Source organism: Bifidobacterium sp. VU/mBH4 (B4), from assembly GCF_058199535.1.
In genome coordinates, this window is record NZ_JBVPQJ010000007.1 from 24834 (window position 1) to 42451 (window position 17618).

The following is a 17618-nucleotide window of genomic DNA, read 5'->3' on the forward strand; positions in this document are numbered from 1 at the left end:
GATAAACGTATCTGTAATGAGAGTAGCCCCCGCAATCGACGCGGCCACGGTCTTTCCGCTCTTTGCGCAACCGCTACGACAGGGCCGCACCCAGGCTGTTTTGCCTCGGGTGCGGCCCTGTTCGCTGCGACTTGTGAACTACTCCTGATCCTGGGAGAGCTGGTCAGCCACTTCAGCCGCGGCGGAGGCAGCCTGGACGCTCTCGTCCTGCTCCTCCTGGGCCTCAGGCTCATCCTCGCCCAGGAATCGGCTCAGGTCGACCTCCTGGCCATCGGGATCCTTGAAGGTGACGGCCCGCATGCCGGCCAGCATGCCCTTGGAGCGGCCGACTTCCTGCACAGCCGAACCCAGCTGGCCGTTGCGAACGATGCCGTTGATGAAGGCGCTGGGATCCATGCCGTACTGCTGGGCGATGGAAGCCAGGAAGTTGGTCACGTCGGCCTGGCTGACCGTGATGCCCAGCTTCTCAGCCAGGGCATCCAAGGTCATCTGGTCGCGCAGCTCCTTCTCCACGCTCTGCTCGGCCTCGGCCTTCTCATCCTTGCTGGCCTTGTCCGGATCCTTGCCGGTGTTCTTGAGCTGATCGGTCACCATGGACTGCTTGATGCCCTTGGGCACCGGAATGTCCAGGCCGTCCTGGAGCTTGGCGATGAAGGCGTCGCGGGCGTCAGTGGCCTGCCGGCCCTCGGCATCCACCTGGCACTGCTTGCGCACGTCCTCGCGCAGCTCCTCCAGGGTCTCGAACTCCGAGGCCTCCTTGGCGAACTCGTCGTCCAGATCGGGCAGCTCCTCGGCCTTGACCGAGTTGACCTTGACCTTGATCTGGGCCTTCTCTCCCTGGTGCTCGCCGGCCTCCAGGGTGCCCTCGAAGGTGGTCTCTTCCCCGGCAGACAGCCCGTCCAGGGCCTCATCCAGGCCATCCAGCATGGTGTTGGAGCCCAGCTCATAGCTGACCCCCTGCTGGGAGTCCACGGACTCGCCGTCGATGACGGCATCCAGGTCGATGTTGGCGTAATCGCCCTTGGAAGCGGGACGATCCACGCTGACCAGAGTGCCGAAGCGCTGACGCAGGTTGTCCAGCCGCTTGTCCACGTCCTCGTCGGTGACGGCCGGCTTGGGGACCTCAATCTCCATGCCCTCGATGTCGGGCAGCTCGAACTTGGGACGAATCTCCACCTCGGCGGTGAACTTGAGCTTGGTGTCGTCCTTGGCCGAGGAAGGCATGTCCTTGACATCGATCTGCGGCTGGGCCATGGCGTGCAGCTGCTTCTCCTCCAGAGCCTTGGAGTAGAGCTCGGGCACACCGGCGTTGACGGCCTCGCCCGCCACGCTGGCAAAGCCCACGCGCTGATCGATGATGGGTCCGGGCACATGGCCCTTGCGGAAGCCGGGAATGGTCACCTGCTTGCCGATCTCCTTACGGGCCTGATCCAGGTAGGGGTTCAGCTCATCGGGATCGACGGTGATGGTGAGCCTGACCTTGGTGGGCTCGAGGTTTCTGACGCTGATTTTCACGCTGCGCTCCAATTCATCCAAACCGTTTGATCTGCCAGTAAGGCAACCGTTACATAATAGCGCGAGTCAGGGACTCTGACAGGAGCGAAACCTGCCAGGGGCGGGCGCCCTCCTGACGCAGGAAGTCGGCCACATCACGCTTCTCCGGTTGATCGGTCCAGCAGAGGTTACGCAGGTAGCGGGGCTTGATCAGAATCTCGTCGGGGGTATTGGTCTGGCGTCCCACCTCTGTCACCGCCTTGCGCGCTGCCTCCAGCCTGGCATATCGTTCCGGGTGGCGGTGCCGCCAGACCTGCATGGACTTGGGGGCGTTGGTTTCCTCCCCCCGTGGCTTGGGGGGCACCGGCAGCTTCTCGGTAGGCAGACGCAGGGCCTCCAGAATGGCCTGTTTCCAGACCGAGGGCTTGACCCGGCGCTGGATGGGCGCATAGCGCTCGAACATGCGGTCCTGCTCACCGCCGGTGTGGATCCTGACCCGTTCATTCAAGGACCGAATGGCTCGGAATTGGGCGTTATTGTGTGGCTTGCGCCTCCCGGCTTCGATGATGGCCTTGTCGGGCAGGAGGAGGGTCGGAGCGATGTCGTTGCGCCGGGCCAGCTGGTCTCGGGTGGTCCACAGGGAACGGGCCACAGCCAGGCCTCGACGGTCGTTGTGCAGGGCGTTGATATGCGAGATATGCCGCCAAGGTTGCTCGGGCTCCGGCTTGGGGATTCTTCCCTGCTCCAGCAGCCAGGCGAATTCCTGCTCAGCCCACTCATCCTTGCCGTGACGGCGCAGATCCTCCAGCTCGCGCGATCGCACCTGATCCAGCAGCTCTACATCCAAGGCGGCATAATTGCGCCAATCACGCGGCAGTGGGCGGTAGGACCAGTCTGCGGCGGAGTGCTCCTTGGCCAAGGTCAGCCCCAGATAGTGTGCGGTCACTGCAGACAGGCCGTAATGGCCCAGATTGAGCATCCTGGCCGCCAGCTCGGAGTCGAAGAGCGATGAGGGCCTCATGCCCAGTGCATAGAAGCCGGGCAGATCCTGGGGGGAGTCATGAATGATCCACTGGGCCCCATCAACGGCCTTATTGAATTCCGACCAGTCGCAGCCCGCCTGCGTCAGAGCCGGTGGATCCAGCAGGAATATCCCCGCCCCCTGGCGCTTGAACTGGACCAGATAGTCGTCGTGGCCATAGCGGAAGCCCGAGGCCCGTTCGGCATCCGCGGCCAGCGCACCGCTCCCCTGGGACAGCATCCTGCAGGCCCGGCGGTATCCGGCCATATCGTCGATGACCGACGGCACACCCTGGGCGGGCTCTGAAAGCAGCTGCGTCTTAGGTTCCGTGGTCACCTGCGCTCAACCTCTTTTGTAGTTTGTCTTCCATCACGCCACCGGGCCGACCGACCCGGAAAACACTCGCCTGAAAGCATAGTCCATGGCCTCAACCCGCTGACAATCGTTTACCGAGCATGACTGGTCAGCAATTTATCGATTTACAGTGTCGGTCATCCATCGGATCCGCCACCCATTGGCTCTTCCAACCATTAAGTCGGTCATTCAGCGTGCAAGGCATTCAGTGAGTCGGTCATTCGCTGATTGGCTGGCTGGCCTGCGCCCGATCAAACAAAACTCCCCACGGCATCTACCGTGAGGAGTCATAAGTTGATTATTCGGGTTGCTCCTAGGACCGCCCGGGAACCACAGTGGGTTCTGCGGCTCAGTAGACCACGAAGCCGTGGGCCTCAAGCTGCTTCTTGACCCGATCCTTCAGGGCCGCTGAAGGGCCTTTGGCGTCCTCCAGCGGGTAGGGGATGCGCAGCTCGTGCCACTTGGGCCGTCCAAGCTGATGGAAGGGAAGCACATCAATGTGCTCGATGGCATCCTTGAACTGTTCGCACACCCGCGCGACGTTCTCGACGTTCTCCTCGGAGTCGGTCAGCCCCGGCACCAGCACGAAGCGAACCCAGATCTTGCTGCCACGGGCAGCCAGACGCTTGCCGAATTCGATTGTGGGGGCCAACGTGCCGCCGGTCACCTTCTTGTAGGTGGCCTCGTCGCCGGATTTGACATCCAGCAGGCAGAGGTCGATATCGTCAATCATGGCATCGGTGTAGTTGCGATTGAGGAAGCCCGAGGTGTCCAGGCAGGTGTGGACGCCCATCTCCTTGGCAGCGCGAAAGACGCGTGAGACAAAGGCTGCCTGCATCATGGACTCGCCGCCGCTGAAGGTGATTCCTCCGCCCGTGCTCTTGAAGAGGTCCTGGTAACGGGCCACCTTATCGATCATGGCCTGTAGGTATACGGGCTGGCCATCACGCATCTTCCAGGTGTCAGGATTCTGGCAGTACTGGCAGCGCAGGGGGCATCCGCTCATGAAGACGGTCATCCTTGTACCCGGCCCGTCCACTGAGGTATTGATGTCCCAGGAGTGAACAAATCCGATGTCGCCCGTGCGCAGGGCATTCATACGGTCGTGCCGGTCCAGTCCAATGGGCGATTCGAACCCCGAAAGGCCGCCCATCAGGGTCTGGCTCTGGTAGACCTTGGATTCCTTGAGCATGTGCGGCTGTGTGGTATGGAAGGTGGTGGTCTCCGTCATTGGATCCTCCTGAAAAAGACGAAAAGGGGGCGGGGCCTTGGTGCGCCCCGCCCCATGATTCACCGTCTCATCAACGGTTGACTATCGCACAAGGGCGATCAGTCGGTCACCGCGCCCTGGTGGAAGGTGCGGGAGATCACGTCGAGCTGCTGCTCGCGGGTCAGCTTGACGAAGTTGACGGCGTAGCCCGAGACGCGCACGGTCAGGTGCGGGTACTTCTCGGGGTGCTCGACGGCATCCTCCAGCTGCTCCTTGCGCAGGACGTTGATGTTGGCGTGGTAGAGCCCGTGGCCGTTGCCGGCGTCCAGGATGCCCACCAGGTTGTTGATGCGCTCATCCTCGTCGCGGCCCAGGCCGTCAGGGGTGATCGTGTTGGTCAGCGAGATGCCGTCCAGGGCGTCGTCGTAGTCGATCTTGCCCACGGAGAACATGGAGGGCAGCATGCCATGCGAATCCATGCCGTTCTCGGGGTTGGCGCCGGGAGCGTACGGAGTGCCCTTCTTGTGGCCGGAGGGGAAGGACCCGGTGTTCTTGCCATACTCCACGTTGGAAGTAATGGTCAGGATGGACTGGGTCGGCACAGCGCCACGGTAGACAGGCAGACGCTTGATCTGGCCCATAACGGTGGAGACAGTCCACTTGGCCAGGTCGTCGGCGCGATCGTCGTCGTTGCCGTAGATCGGGAACTCGCCGACGGTCTTGTAGTTGACGATCAGGTCGTCGTCAGCGCCCTCGACATACTCAGGGGTGCCCTTGGCATCCTTGTTGTAGATCGGGTAGACCTTGGCGTACTTGATAGCCGACAGGGAGTCAGCGGCGATGGACAGGCCGGACATACCGCAACCCAGGGTGCGGTAGACCTCCTTGTCGTGCAGGGCCATCTCAATGGACTCGTAGTCGTACTTATCGTGCATGTAGTGGATGATGTTCAGGGCCTCGACATAGGTCTCGCTCAGCCACTCCAGGGCCTTCTCGTAATTGTCCTTGACCTCTTGGAAGTCCAGAGAACCGTCTTCCTTGGGGGTGACAGGCTTGATCACGTCCTTGTCGATGACCTGCATGCCGGTCATCTCGTCACGGCCGCCGTTCATGGCGTAGAGCAGGGCCTTGGCGGAGTTGACGCGAGCGCCGAAGAACTGCATCTGCTTGCCAACCCTCATGGGGGACACGCAGCAGGCGATGGCAGCGTCATCGCCCCAGTGGGCGCGAATGTCCTTGTCGGACTCGTACTGGATGGCGGAGGTGTCGATGGAGATACGGGCGCAGAAGCGCTTGTAGCCCTCAGGCAGCTTCGGATCCCAGAAGATGGTGATGTTGGGCTCGGGGCCGGGTCCAAGGTGCTCCAGGGTCAAGGTTGCCAGCAGACGGAAGGAGGTCTTGGTGACCATGGGCCTGCCGTCATCGCCGAAGCCAGCGTCGGACCAGGTGGCCCAGTAGGGGTCGCCCGAGAAGATGTTGTCGTAGTCCTTGGTCCGCAGGAAGCGCACGATGCGCAGCTTCATCACGATGTTGTCGATGATCTCCTGGGCATCGGTCTCGTCGATCAGGCCAGCGGCCAGATCACGCTCGAAGTAGACGTCGAAGAATGCGGACAGACGGCCGATGGACATGGCGGCGCCGTCCTGGCTCTTGACCGAGGCCAGGTAGGCCATGTAGGTCCACTGGACAGCTTCCTTGGCGTTCATGGCAGGACGGCTCAGATCCAGGCCGTACTCCTTGCCCAGGTTCAGCAGCTGCTTCAGAGCCTTGATCTGCTCGGCGTGCTCCTCGCGGAAGCGGATCCAGTGCTCGATCTCTTCCTCGGTGAAGTCGTTGCGGTAAGGAATCGAATCCTTGTCGGCCTTCTTGCGGGCAATCAGCTCGTCAATGCCGTAGAGGGCCACACGACGGTAGTCGCCAATGATGCGGCCACGGCCGTAAGCATCGGGCAGACCGGTCAGAATCTTGTTGTGGCGGGCCAGCTTGATCCTCTTGGTGTAAACGTCGAAGACGCCATCGTTGTGGGTCTTGCGATACCGGGTGAAGATCTTCTTGACCTCGGGGTCGGGCTCCTTGCCGGCCTCCTTGAGGGCCTGCTCAACCATGCGCCAGCCGCCGTAGGGCATCATCGCACGCTTGCAAGGCACGTCGGTCTGTATGCCGACAATCACGTCATCCTGAGTCTCGCCGGCAGGCTTGCCGTCGATGTATCCGGCCGGGAAGGCGTCAATGCCCGCCGGAGTGTGGGTGTCCACGTCATAGACGCGCTGCTTGCGCTCCACAGCGAGGAAATTGTCATCCAGGTAGTTCCACAGGAACTTGGTCTTCTCTGTGGCCGGTGCCAGGAAGGATTCGTCACCGGTGTACGGAGTGTAGTTCTTTTGAATGAAGTCGCGAACGTCGATGTCTTTCTTCCAGTCCTCGCCCTTGAAGCCCTTCCAAGCCTTGGCTTGCAGCTCTGCGGGAGAGACGGTGTTGGTCTCAACTGCTGTCATAGTCAACTCCTTGTTGATATGGTCAATGGCGCTTCCTCACACCACTGTCACTTTCAAGTATAGGGTGCGCATTACCACGGGAAACCGAAACGCGACGTGAGCTATATCACACTAAGGGCGGACTCGCAATGGGCGCCACGCCCATATCTTGCAAACTCGCCCGGCACACCGTCTGAGTCCCGATTCCTTCTGCCTGCATGGCCGACTGGTCGCTAACGCTAGTGAGCGATCCAGCAGGAGCTTCATCTGTCAGCTGATGACTGTCCCTGCCCAGGGTCTCCCTCCCAGGCCTGCCGCCAGCGACGGTCTTCTTCATCCCATTCCTTGTTCCTACGCTTGGCGATCTTCCAGGCATCGAGGGCCTCCTGCTTGCTGCGGTAGGGGCCCATCCGCCTGTCCTGGGGAGACAGCTTGCCCTGTTCGGGCTCGCCGGTGACGGTGTTGAAGTACCAGGCCGTTTGCTCTTGTTCGGAACCCATGGTGATCATTCCCTGAAGGCGTTGGTGACAGGCAGCCGACGGTCCCGGCCGAAGGCCAGGGAGGTAACCTTGGGGCCAAGCGGGTACTGGCGTCGCTTCCACTCGGCCCGATCCACCAGCCGCATGACTGTTTCGACCGTGTCGGGATCGAAGCCGTCGGCCAGAAGGTCGGCACGACCATGCGCATGCTCGATGTACGCCTCCAGGACCTTGTCAAGCAGGCTGTAGTCGGGCAGGGAATCAGAGTCCTTCTGCCCTTGGCGCAGCTCGGCCGAGGGCGGTTTGACGATGGAATTGACCGGAATGGGCTCACGTTCGCCCCTTGCCTGGGCCTGGGCGTTGCGCCAGCGGGCCAGCTGCCAGACCCGGGTCTTGAGCAGATCCTTGATGGGGGCGTAGCCTCCGACTGCATCGCCATAAATAGTTGAATAACCGCAGGCCAGCTCGGACTTGTTGCCTGTGGCTAGGGCCAGAAGCCCCTCGGCATTGGCGTAGGCCATGACGATGACACCGCGTATCCGGGCCTGCAGGTTCTCTTCAGCCACCCCTTCCAGATGCAGCTGCCCTTGGAAGGCGTCGAACTCAGGGCCTATTGGCTGGACCACGTAACGCACGCCCAGACGCTGGGCCAGATCGGCAGCATCATCCCGGGAACCTTCCGAGGAGTAGCGGCTAGGCATGGAAATGCCGCGCACATGCTCGCCTCCGCAGGCATCGGCGGCCATGGTCGCCACCAGGGCCGAATCGATGCCGCCTGAGAGCCCCAGGCAGACACCGGTGAAATGATTCTTGGCCATATAGTCTTTGAGCCCCAGCACGCAGGCCCGATAGACCTCCTCGTCCCCAGGCATCTCTTCGGCCATGCAGGACTGGCTGGGCATTGGACGCTCCCCTGGCACAGGCAGGGTCCAGGTGGACAGATCCTGAACGAACCTGGGCGAGCGCTCCAGCAGGTTGCCATCCTGGTCCACCACGAAACTGCCGCCGTCAAAGACCAGATCGTCCTGCCCGCCCACCTGGTTCAGGTAGAGCAGAGGCGCGCCGACCTGCTTGGCCCGGCGAGCCGCCAGCTCGTAGCGGACATGCCCCTTGCCCTCCTCGAAGGGGGAGCCATTGATGGTCACCAAGAGGTCGATGCCTCGTCCAGCCAGGTCGCTGATGGGATCGCCCTCCTGCCAGATGTCCTCGCAGATAGCCAGCCCTATCCGGTGCCCTTGCACCTCCAGAACCACGGTCCTATCCCCCGGGGTGAAAATCCTGTACTCGTCGAAGACCCCGTAATTGGGCAGGAAGTGCTTGTCATAGCCGGCCTCGACGCGACCCTGGTGCAGGACTACCAGCCGGTTGCGAGGCCGGTCCTGATCCGTATCGGTACCAACGGTCCCCACAATCACATACAGATGGCCCAGACCCTGCTCCTCCAGCTGCCTGGCCAGGCGGTCGGCCCGAGACCAGGCGGCCCGACGGAAGCTGGCACGAAATGCCAGGTCCTCGATCGGGTAACCGGTCAGGCTCATCTCGGGAAAGACCACCAGAGTCGCCCCCTGCTCAGCGGCCTTGCGGGAGTAGTCCATAATAATGTCGGCGTTGCCGTCAAGATCGCCCACACAGGTGTCGATCTGAGCCAGAGCCACCAGCAGATCGCCATTCCGCCGCGGCTGTTCCTCTTGTATGCCCATACCGATGATTCTAAACCGTGCCAGGGCCGACCCACGGCAGACAGCCCGTGTGGGGGCCGAGACAGAGAAGACAGGATTGCGGATGCCTCAGACCTTATCAGCACCAGCCTTGCGGGCGGCCCGACGAACGAGCACTGAGGCGATCAGTCCCAAGAGGAGCAACAGAACTGCAAAGCTCATGGCCCACTGGGCGCCTTGGGTGAATCCCTCGGTCAGGGCATTGGTTACCTGAGGACCCAGGACTCCCAGCCGGCCCCGGGTACCCTGGGCGCGCATGCCGACAATGGCGTTTCCAGCAGAGGACTGGACCGATCTGACCAGGCCATCGGCCATTTGCGCTGAGATCCCCTTGAGGGCCGTAAGATGCCTTGGCAGCACCAGGCTCAGAGCCAGGGAAAGGGCTGAACCAGAGACTGCGGCGCCCAGCGCTGTCCCCCACTGACGAATGGTGGACTGGGTGGCCGAAGCCTGGCCGGACTGGGACACCGGGACACCGGAGAGCACCAGGCTGGTCAGCTGTGCCGAGGCAAAGCCCAGACCAGCACCGTAGACGATCAGAGTCAGGGTCATGGGCCAGACCGGCACCGACCCACGCATGAGCAGAATGGACAGGGCCACGCCGACGATCTCCATCAGCAGACCCGTTTGCACCGTGCCGCCGGCTCCCAGACGGGCTGAGACCACCCGGGCCAGGCCGCCGGAAACCACTGACCCCAGAGCCATGACGCCCAGGATGGACCCGGCCCCCAGAGGACTCAGGCCTCTGGCGTTGATCAGGTAGAGGGGCAGGATGAACATGACTGCGAACTGACCAGCGTTGACGATGGCGGCCGTGAGGTTGCCCCAGCCGAAGGTGCCGATGGCGAACATGGACACGTCCAGGATGACCATCTTGCCCCTGCGCGCCCTGGCCAGCTCGGTCAGCGCAAAGACAGCCAGCAGGGCCAACCCCAGAAGCAGACTGACCGGAACCGGCGACAGGGGCGCCGATGCGGACCAGTGCAGAGGGCCCAGTTCAAGTGCGGCGCGTGGATGCCACCAGCCGTAGGTCTGCCCCTCGATCAGCGCAAAGACCACCAGAGCCGACCCCAGGGCCGAAAGGAGTATGCCCTTCCAGTCGGCAAGCATCCCCCACCTGTCGCCGGTCTGCCGGGGCGCTGACTTGGTCTCGGGCACAAAGACTGCGCTGGTCAGGAGGACGATCAGGCCCAGGGGCAGATTGACCAGGAAAATCCACCGCCATCCAATGGTGCTGGTGAAGACCCCGCCCAGGAAGGGGCCGACCGCCGCAGCAGAGGACATGACGGCCCCCCAGATGCCGAATGCAGTAGCCCGGTGACGACCCCGGAAGGTGGCGGACACGGTAGACAGGGTGGATGGCATGACCAGGGAACCGCCGATTCCCTGAACAAGCCGGGCCAGAAGCAGCATTGTGCCGGTAGAAGCCGATGCGGCGAAGACAGAACCCAGCACAAAGATGACCGTGCCCACCTGCAGAATCCGCTTGCGTCCGATCATGTCCCCCAGTCGACCGGAAGGCAGGAGCAGGGCCGCCAGGACGATGCTGTAGAGGGCGGTCACCCACTGGGCCTGAGCCAGGTTGATGTGGATGGCAGCGATGATGGAAGGAATGGAGACGTTGACGATGGACGAATCCAGCACAATCATGGCCAGACCCAGGGCCAACACCCAGAGGGCACGCCAGGGCGGCGTTGCCTCCTGAGACTCTTGACGGTTCTTCTGGCTGTCCATCTTCACGTCCGCACTTGCCGATCCGGTCATCTGAACTCCCCTCACCCTGGCCTGCGAATTTTTTGCGACTATACGTCGCGAAAACTCGTCTGGCAAGTTCACTCTGCGCGGACAAGCCGCACGCTGAACCAGTCCTGGCAGCTTGGTTCCGCAGCAAATAGGCCATATCATATGCCCCATGACCGGCCCACTCCCAGGAGGCCGGACCAAGGAGGACCATGCCCAGGATCCGCGAATCCACGCTCCAGGAGCACCGCGCCAAAACCCTGGACCAGATCATCGCCGCCGCCGAGGCCATCCTGCGCACCGGCGGACGAGGCCAGCTGACCATGGCCGAGGTGGCCCGACGCGCCAACCTGGCCCGGAACTCCCTCTACCGCTATGCCCGGGATGCCGATCAGCTCTGCGATATGGTCATGGAACGGCATCTGCCTGACTGGGGCCAAGCCCTGGACCAGGCCCTGGGCAGGACAGACGACCCGCGGCGGACGATTGAGGTCTGGACCCGCACCAATCTGGAGCAGGCCGGACTGCACGGACACGGCTGGCTGATGAACCTCTACGCCGAGCAGCACGACGAGCAGTTACGCCGGGCCCTGATCTACGGCAGTCCCTCGAATCCCCAAGAGCCCACCCCAAGGAGCGATCGGTCCACAGACCGGCAGATCCAAGCCCTGCTGAACTTCCACCGGCAGGTCAACCAGCCGCTGATCCAGGCGTGGACAGCCCTGCGCCCAGCGGATCCGGCCATGGGCGTGGAGGTGACGCGGGGCATCGTCCAATCCGGCATGCGACTGATCGACGCCCTGGACTTGGATCTCGCTCCCGAACAACGGCAGGAACGACTGACCATCATCATTGAGAAGGTGACCGCCTGCGCCAAGGCCGTCACCGCCACCCTGACGGAAGGATCCACATGCGCCTGATCGGCAACATCTGCTGGCTGCTGCTGGGAGGACTGGCCATCGCCCTGGCCTGGACCCTGGTGGGTATCGTGCTCTGCCTGACCGTAGTAGGCATCCCCCTGGGCGTCCAGGCCTTCAAGATGGCCAGACTCACCCTGACCCCCTTTGGCCGACAGGTCATCTATGGAGGCGGACTGGGATCCTGGCTGGCCAACCTGCTCTGGATCATCCTGGGCGGCTGGTGGCTGGCTCTGGCCTATCTGGCGGCCGGGCTGGTCACCATGCTGACCGTAGTGGGCATACCCTTCGGTCTGCAGGCCTTCAAGATGGCCCGCCTGGCCCTGATGCCCTTCGGATCCTCAGTGTGAGTCGCCATCTTATGAAAGGATTGGGGATATGAGCACAGTTATCATGCATACCTCGGAGGGCGATATTCGCCTGGATCTCTTTGACGATAAGGCCCCCGAAACCGTAGCCAACTTCCTGGACCTGGCCGCAGGCCGCAAAAACTGGACCGACCCCGAAACGGGCCAGAAGCGTCAGGATCCCTTCTATGACGGGCTGACCTTCCATCGGATCATCAAGGATTTCATGATCCAGGGCGGCTGCCCGCTGGGCACCGGCACAGGCGGCCCCGGCTACGAGTTCGACGATGAGATCGACCCCTCCCTGACCTTTGAGGAACCCTACAAGCTGGCCATGGCCAATGCAGGACTGCGCCGTGACCCCGCCACAGGGAAGACCCACGGCACCAATGGATCACAGTTCTTCATCACCACCGTGCCAACCCCCTGGCTGAACGGGCATCACACCATCTTCGGCCAGGTGGCCGATGAGGATTCCCGGAAGGTGGTCGACAAGCTGGATGCCGTGGCCACCGACCCGGGCGACCGTCCCCTTGAGCCGGTCTTCATCAACAGCGTCGAAATCCTCTGAGCCGTGCCGGGGATGGTTTCGAAAAAGGCACCCAGCAGATTCCAGCCCGGCACACGCAGCTACACCATGTCCCGCATCAGGGGCACGGAAACATCAATAGAACGCCAGGTCCGGTCCTACCTCTTCTCGCGCGGTCTGCGGTTTCGCAAAAACGACAAGCGGTATCCGGGCCATCCTGATGTGGTCCTGCCCAAGTGGCGGGCCATGGTATTCGTCAATGGCTGTTTCTGGCACATGCATCAGGGCTGTGCCAAATTCTCCCTTCCCAAATCCAATGTGGAATATTGGACCACAAAGCTGACAAGGAACCGTCTGCGGGATCAGGAGCAGGGCAAAAAACTGAAAGCCATGGGTTGGCGGGTTTTCACAGTCTGGGAGTGCCAGCTGGATGCCCGCCATGCCCAGGAAACCCTGCAAACATTATATGAGGCCATCACGGCTGATGGCCATCCAAACGAAGGAGTCAAGGATGAGTAGATTGAACGGCAAACGACAAGAGGCTGAGCAAGCGGGCATGCGGATCAACTTCGCCATTCTCGGCGCCGGACGGATAGCCAATGCGCTGGCCAAGACGGTGGCCATGATGGCCAAAGACCAGCAATACAGCCATCTGGTAGCCCCATACGCCGTGGCCTCCAGGGATGGGGATCGTGCAGCTGCCTTCGCCCAAAAATATGGATTCGCACATTCCTATGGCTCCTACCAGGAACTCCTGGACGATCCCCAAGTGGATCTGGTCTACATCGCCACGCCTCACAGCCTCCACGCCGAGCAGGCCATCGCCTGCATGAAGGCGGGAAAGAACGTGCTGGTCGAGAAGTCCTTCACGGCCAACGCCGACCAGGCCAAGCAGGTCATCGAAACATCCGAGAGCACCGGCCTGCTCTGCACCGAGGCCATCTGGACCAGGTACATGCCCTCGCGCTCCATCATCGACGACATCGTCTCCTCAGGGGAAATCGGCACCGTCAGAACGGTCACCGCCAACCTGGGATATGTGACCGTGGGCAAGGCCAGAATGACCGACCCGGCCCTGGCCGGCGGCGCCCTGCTCGACGTAGGTGTCTACCCTCTCAACTTCATCGACATGGTCATGGGACCCAAGCCTATTGAGCGGGTCTGCACGGATTGGGTCCGCAGCCCGGAGGGGGTGGACAGCCAGAACTCCACGACCATTTTCTACCAGGATGGATCCATGGGGGCAGCGACCAGCTCCATGGTCTCGGCCAGCGACCGGACCGGCGGCGTCTGGGGAGACCAGGGCTACCTGCAGTGCATCAACATCAACAATGTGGAGTCCGTCGATCTGTACGACGCAGATCACCAATTGAAGAAGCGCTACCCCGTCCCCGACCAGCTGACCGGTTATGAGTATGAGGTGTCCAGCGCAGCACAGGCCATCCTGGACGGCGAGACCGAGTGCGCCCAGATGCCCCACAAGGACACCCTGCGCATCATGGAGCTCATGGACTCTCTGCGCCGCCAGTGGGGATTGGTCTTCCCCTTCGAATCATGAACTAGCAGCACGAATGGGGGCTGATGCCGCAATCGCCACGGCATCAGCCCCCATTCGGATCATCCAGGAAAACCCTGCGTCATTCCTTTCTCACGAAGGTCACCAGACGCTGGAGGATGACGAAGACCAGAATCATCAGACCAACCACGATGGTGACGGCCTCGGCAGGAACGCCGAAGTCCGAGGTCAGAGGATCGATGATCGAACGGACCAAGGCTCCTATGACAGAACCCAGCACGTAGCCGTAACCGCCAGTGATCAAGGTGCCGCCGATGACGACTGCAGCCACAGCGTCTAGCTCCCAGCCGACGCCCATGGTGTTCTTGGCCGAACCGATGCCAGCCACGTAGACGATGGAGGCGATGGAGGCCAGGACAGCCGAGGTCAGGTAGATGACATACTGCGTCCGCTTGACCGGAAGGCCCATCAGCTCGGCCGAGGACCGGGAACCGCCGATGGCGTAGATGGTACGGCCCGTCCTGGTCTTGTGGAGGATGACATAGCTGACTGCCACAACAACCAGCGCGACGATCACGCCGAAATTCAGCGAAAGGTCATTGGAAATCTTCGGGTTGTCAATGATCTTCAGTCCCTCGCCGCCGATCCAGCTGAAGTTGTTGTTCTGCGGCATATTGAGCGAATCAGTCGAGATGATGGAGGCTATGCCCCTGGCCAGGAACATAGTGGACAGGGTGGCGATGAAGGGCTGCATGTTGAACTCTTCAATGAGCACACCGGCCAGCAGTCCGAAGGCCGCGCCGATGGCAATCATGATGACGATGACCAACCCCGCCGGCACGCCGGCGATCATGAGCTTGACACCGACCACGCCTGTGATGGCGACTATGGCCCCCACGCTCAGATCGATGCCGCCGGTGAGGATGGGGAAGGTCATGGCTACTGCCAGGATCACCAGGTAGGCGTGGTCCATGAACAGCGAGGACATGAATCCCAGCCGAATATAGGTTCCGAAAAGCACCTGACCCATGATCAGCATGAGCAGGAAGATGACCACGGCAGCGACTGTCGGAATGGCCCTGGGGCTCAGCCGGAAACCTGCTTGTCTGCTTGAACTCTTCTTCATCATGCCACCACCTCTGCAGACTGCCTCATGGCACGCCTGCGTTTGAACTCAGCGACCGCGTTGTGCACCTTGGGCGCCTGCATGACGCAGATGATGATGACCACCACGGCGAAGAAGGCTGGCGTGGCGGCTGAATCAATGCCCAGGGTGATGATGGTCTTGCGGATCATCGCAATGATCACGGCGCCGAAAGCGCTTCCCAGCAGCGAGAACTTGCCGCCCAGCAGGGAGGTGCCTCCAATGACCACAGCCAGAATGGCGTACATCTCCAGGTCCTGACCGGTCTTGACTACGTCGACCCTCATCACTGATGCAGTAGCGAAGAGCCCTGCCACAGCGGCCAGCAGGCCGGAGATGGCGTAGACCAGGAAGAGGATCCGCCGAGGCTTGATGCCGGTCATTCGGCTGGCCTCCTGGTTGATGCCCACCGACTCGATCATCATGCCGGCTGCCGTCTTCCTCATCAGAAGACCAACCAGGCAGACGATGATCACTGCAATGACGAAATTGGCCGGAATTCCCAGAATGAAGCCATTGGCCATCCAGCGCAATGGACCGCTGCCGGCCACGCCTGAAGCGTCGGCATTCTGCCCATTGGTGATGACCTTGGCCAGTCCCCTGCCTGCCAGCATCATGATCAGCGTGGTGATGAAGGGCTGGAGTCCCAGAATGGAGACCAGGGCGCCGTTGATGCAGCCCAGAACCAGACCTACGGCCAGGGAGATCAGTATGGCCATCCAGACGTTCACCCCGTTGATCAGCATCTGCATGGCTGCAGCTCCGGCCACGGCCATGACTGAGCCGACCGAAAGGTCGATGCCCGAGGTCGAGATGACCAGGGTCATGCCGGTGGCGATCATCAGGTATCGTGCAGACTCCTGGATCATGGTGATCAGGGGTCCTGCCAGGCCACCTGTACGCGGATTGTATGACAGGCTGAGGAAGGAGTGATCCACTAGGGTGCAGACCAGAATCAGCGCGAGGAAGGCGACCACGCTCCAAATCAGCTGATTGCCGAATATGCGGCGCAGGAAGGATGGACCTTCATCCTCCGATTGCTGCTTGGCGGGCTTGCTCATCGTTCCTCCTTTCCTTGAGATTGTCCAGAGACCGAGGTGTTGGCTATGTCTTCCACAATGGTCTGCTGGGAAACCGTATCGTCGTTGTCCATCAGGTCGATCTTGTGACGGTCCTTGAGGACGGTTATCTGATCGGAGAGGCGGACGACCTCATCAAGCTCAGAGGAGATGAAGACCACGCTCATGCCCTGAGCGGCCAGATCCAGCACCGTCTGCTGGATCTCCGCCTTGGCGCCGATGTCGATTCCCCTGGTCGGTTCGTCCAAGATCAGCAACTCCGGATCCGTGGCCAGCCACCTGGCCAGCAGGACCTTCTGCTGGTTTCCACCTGACAGGTTCTTGATCAGCCTGTCGGGATCGGCCGGGCGAACATTGAGCTCCTTGATGTACTTGTCGACTATCCGATCGGCTTCCTTCCTGGGGATTGGCCTGAACATGCCCCGGGTGGCCTGGAGGGCCAGGATGATGTTCTCCCTGACCGTCAGATCGCCGATGATGCCCTCATCTCTTCTGTTCTCCGTGGAGTAGGCGATTCGGTTCTTCAGGGCATTGGCCGGGCTGTCGATGGAGATCTTCTTCCCATCAAAGGTGTAGGTGCCCTTGTCGGGCTTGTCTGCGCCGAAGAGCAGACGGCCGATTTCGGTTCTGCCGGAGCCCAGCAGGCCGGCCAGTCCCATGATCTTGCCCTTGAAAAGATCCATGTCGAAGGGGTAGATGCTGCCCTTTCTGCCAAAGCCGCGGACACTGGCCAGAGGCCGGTCTGTGGCAGCTTGGGGTGTTTCTTTCCTCGACTTGGTACCGATCAGCGAGAGCTCATCGGCGTTCTTGCCGATCATCTTGGTAATAAGGACATCGCGCGGCATGTCCTTGACCATGGTTTCCTCGACGAATTTGCCATTGCGCAGAATGGTCATTCTGTCGGCGATTTCATAGACCTGGTCCAGGAAGTGGGAAACGAACAGAATGGCGATGCCTCTGTCCCTGACCTTGCGCATGATCCGGAAAAGATCCTGCACCTCATTGGCATCCAGCGACGATGTCGGCTCATCCAGGATCAGGACCTTGGCATCGATGACCATGGCCCTGGCGATGGCCACCAGTTGTTGCATGGCTATGGATATCTCATTGAGCGGTGTGTGAGGATCCAGATCCGTCAGGCCCATCTGGGCCAGAAAGCCTTTGGCCGCCTCGTGGGTCTTGCGCCAGTTGATGCCCAGGTGCCCCCTTACCTCGTGCCCGAGCATGACGTTTTCGCCCACGCTCAGGTTGGTGCACAGGTTGACTTCCTGATAGACCGTGGCGATGCCGGCGTTCTGCGCATCGGCTGTGCCGTTGAAAATCCTGTTTTGGCCGTTGACGGTGATGGTTCCCGCATTGATTTTGTACACCCCGGTGAGCGCCTTGATCATAGTCGATTTGCCTGCGCCGTTCTCACCCATGAGGGCATGGACCTCACCGGGGAACAGACGCAGATCGACATTGTCGAGCGCCTTGACACCAGGGAATTCAATGCTGATTCCCTTCATGGAGACCAAGGGTTCTTCTTTTGTCATTGTCTTGCCTCATCAAACTGAATGCTGATCGAGGGGCGGTACCGCGGTCCAAAGACCCTTT

General features: G+C 61.4%; 15 protein-coding genes. 5 read left to right on the forward strand and 10 right to left on the reverse strand.

The annotated features are described in order from the left end of the window. Nucleotides 1–138 precede the first annotated feature (138 nt). From tig to AC0AII_RS07965, 7 genes are all read right to left on the reverse strand, one after another. A complete protein-coding gene (gene tig, locus AC0AII_RS07935) occupies nucleotides 139–1515 on the reverse strand; it encodes a trigger factor (RefSeq protein ID WP_490446735.1) in 1377 nt (458 codons plus the stop codon). Between the two features lie 49 nt (nucleotides 1516–1564). Continuing rightward, nucleotides 1565–2851: an HRDC domain-containing protein gene (locus AC0AII_RS07940; protein WP_490446736.1), complete on the reverse strand. Its 1287-nt coding sequence runs from the start codon at nucleotides 2849–2851 to the stop codon at nucleotides 1565–1567. 367 nt (nucleotides 2852–3218) lie between these two features. Then, nucleotides 3219–4100, reverse strand: coding sequence for a pyruvate formate-lyase-activating protein (pflA, locus tag AC0AII_RS07945; protein WP_015021700.1), 882 nt, complete (start codon nucleotides 4098–4100; stop codon nucleotides 3219–3221). 98 nt (nucleotides 4101–4198) lie between these two features. After that, nucleotides 4199–6574: a formate C-acetyltransferase gene (pflB, locus tag AC0AII_RS07950; RefSeq protein WP_046322815.1), complete on the reverse strand. Its 2376-nt coding sequence runs from the start codon at nucleotides 6572–6574 to the stop codon at nucleotides 4199–4201. 242 nt (nucleotides 6575–6816) lie between these two features. Then, complete coding sequence (locus AC0AII_RS07955; protein ID WP_490446737.1) at nucleotides 6817–7053, reverse strand: hypothetical protein; 237 nt, start codon at nucleotides 7051–7053, stop codon at nucleotides 6817–6819. A gap of 5 nt (nucleotides 7054–7058) precedes the next feature. Further along, nucleotides 7059–8732 carry an NAD+ synthase gene (locus AC0AII_RS07960; protein ID WP_490446738.1) on the reverse strand — a complete coding sequence of 558 codons (1674 nt, stop codon included), beginning with the start codon at nucleotides 8730–8732 and terminating at the stop codon, nucleotides 7059–7061. A gap of 87 nt (nucleotides 8733–8819) precedes the next feature. Next, the gene (locus AC0AII_RS07965) at nucleotides 8820–10514 is read right to left on the reverse strand and encodes an MFS transporter (protein ID WP_490446739.1); all 1695 of its coding nucleotides are present in this window, start codon (nucleotides 10512–10514) and stop codon (nucleotides 8820–8822) included. Nucleotides 10515–10702: 188 nt separating this feature from the next. Between AC0AII_RS07965 and AC0AII_RS07970 the strand changes: the two genes are divergently transcribed. The 5 genes from AC0AII_RS07970 to AC0AII_RS07990 are packed head-to-tail and all read left to right on the forward strand — an operon-like array spanning nucleotide 10703 to nucleotide 13841. After that, the gene (locus AC0AII_RS07970; RefSeq protein WP_463428324.1) at nucleotides 10703–11410 is read left to right on the forward strand and encodes a TetR/AcrR family transcriptional regulator; all 708 of its coding nucleotides are present in this window, start codon (nucleotides 10703–10705) and stop codon (nucleotides 11408–11410) included. Then, on the forward strand, nucleotides 11401–11757 hold the full coding sequence (locus AC0AII_RS07975; RefSeq protein WP_490446740.1) for a YccF domain-containing protein: 357 nt from the start codon (nucleotides 11401–11403) through the stop codon (nucleotides 11755–11757). The genes AC0AII_RS07970 and AC0AII_RS07975 overlap by 10 nt, the downstream gene beginning before the upstream one ends. Nucleotides 11758–11785: 28 nt before the next feature. Beyond that, nucleotides 11786–12325 carry a peptidylprolyl isomerase gene (locus AC0AII_RS07980; protein ID WP_490446741.1) on the forward strand — a complete coding sequence of 180 codons (540 nt, stop codon included), beginning with the start codon at nucleotides 11786–11788 and terminating at the stop codon, nucleotides 12323–12325. A gap of 12 nt (nucleotides 12326–12337) precedes the next feature. Further along, entirely contained in the window at nucleotides 12338–12802 is a 465-nt protein-coding gene (locus AC0AII_RS07985; RefSeq protein ID WP_101432227.1) for a very short patch repair endonuclease, read from the forward strand. Beyond that, nucleotides 12795–13841, forward strand: a complete 1047-nt coding sequence (locus tag AC0AII_RS07990) for a Gfo/Idh/MocA family protein (RefSeq protein ID WP_490446742.1) — start codon at nucleotides 12795–12797, stop codon at nucleotides 13839–13841. Before AC0AII_RS07985 ends, AC0AII_RS07990 begins: the two co-directional genes overlap by 8 nt. Nucleotides 13842–13920: 79 nt before the next feature. Here the strand turns inward: AC0AII_RS07990 and AC0AII_RS07995 are convergent, their stop codons facing one another. From AC0AII_RS07995 to fruK, 3 genes are read right to left on the reverse strand one after another with little or no spacing between them, the layout of a single operon-like run. Beyond that, nucleotides 13921–14928: an ABC transporter permease gene (locus AC0AII_RS07995; protein WP_490446743.1), complete on the reverse strand. Its 1008-nt coding sequence runs from the start codon at nucleotides 14926–14928 to the stop codon at nucleotides 13921–13923. After that, nucleotides 14925–16004: a fructose ABC transporter permease FruF gene (gene fruF / locus AC0AII_RS08000; RefSeq protein WP_267400104.1), complete on the reverse strand. Its 1080-nt coding sequence runs from the start codon at nucleotides 16002–16004 to the stop codon at nucleotides 14925–14927. Before fruF ends, AC0AII_RS07995 begins: the two co-directional genes overlap by 4 nt. Further along, the gene (gene fruK, locus AC0AII_RS08005) at nucleotides 16001–17557 is read right to left on the reverse strand and encodes a fructose ABC transporter ATP-binding protein FruK (RefSeq protein WP_490446744.1); all 1557 of its coding nucleotides are present in this window, start codon (nucleotides 17555–17557) and stop codon (nucleotides 16001–16003) included. Before fruK ends, fruF begins: the two co-directional genes overlap by 4 nt. Between the last annotated feature and the right edge of the window lie 61 nt (nucleotides 17558–17618).

What these genes read in the sequence shown, in the direction of transcription:
- pflA (WP_015021700.1), bottom strand. Translation starts at nt 4,100, where the DNA reads ATGACGGAGACCACCACCTTCCATACCACACAGCCGCACATGCTCAAG.
- pflB (WP_046322815.1), bottom strand. Translation starts at nt 6,574, where the DNA reads ATGACAGCAGTTGAGACCAACACCGTCTCTCCCGCAGAGCTGCAAGCC.
- AC0AII_RS07955 (WP_490446737.1), bottom strand. Translation starts at nt 7,053, where the DNA reads ATGGGTTCCGAACAAGAGCAAACGGCCTGGTACTTCAACACCGTCACC.
- AC0AII_RS07960 (WP_490446738.1), bottom strand. Translation starts at nt 8,732, where the DNA reads ATGGGCATACAAGAGGAACAGCCGCGGCGGAATGGCGATCTGCTGGTG.
- AC0AII_RS07965 (WP_490446739.1), bottom strand. Translation starts at nt 10,514, where the DNA reads ATGACCGGATCGGCAAGTGCGGACGTGAAGATGGACAGCCAGAAGAAC.
- AC0AII_RS07970 (WP_463428324.1), top strand. Translation starts at nt 10,703, where the DNA reads ATGCCCAGGATCCGCGAATCCACGCTCCAGGAGCACCGCGCCAAAACC.
- AC0AII_RS07975 (WP_490446740.1), top strand. Translation starts at nt 11,401, where the DNA reads ATGCGCCTGATCGGCAACATCTGCTGGCTGCTGCTGGGAGGACTGGCC.
- AC0AII_RS07980 (WP_490446741.1), top strand. Translation starts at nt 11,786, where the DNA reads ATGAGCACAGTTATCATGCATACCTCGGAGGGCGATATTCGCCTGGAT.
- AC0AII_RS07985 (WP_101432227.1), top strand. Translation starts at nt 12,338, where the DNA reads ATGGTTTCGAAAAAGGCACCCAGCAGATTCCAGCCCGGCACACGCAGC.
- AC0AII_RS07990 (WP_490446742.1), top strand. Translation starts at nt 12,795, where the DNA reads ATGAGTAGATTGAACGGCAAACGACAAGAGGCTGAGCAAGCGGGCATG.
- AC0AII_RS07995 (WP_490446743.1), bottom strand. Translation starts at nt 14,928, where the DNA reads ATGATGAAGAAGAGTTCAAGCAGACAAGCAGGTTTCCGGCTGAGCCCC.
- fruF (WP_267400104.1), bottom strand. Translation starts at nt 16,004, where the DNA reads ATGAGCAAGCCCGCCAAGCAGCAATCGGAGGATGAAGGTCCATCCTTC.
- fruK (WP_490446744.1), bottom strand. Translation starts at nt 17,557, where the DNA reads ATGACAAAAGAAGAACCCTTGGTCTCCATGAAGGGAATCAGCATTGAA.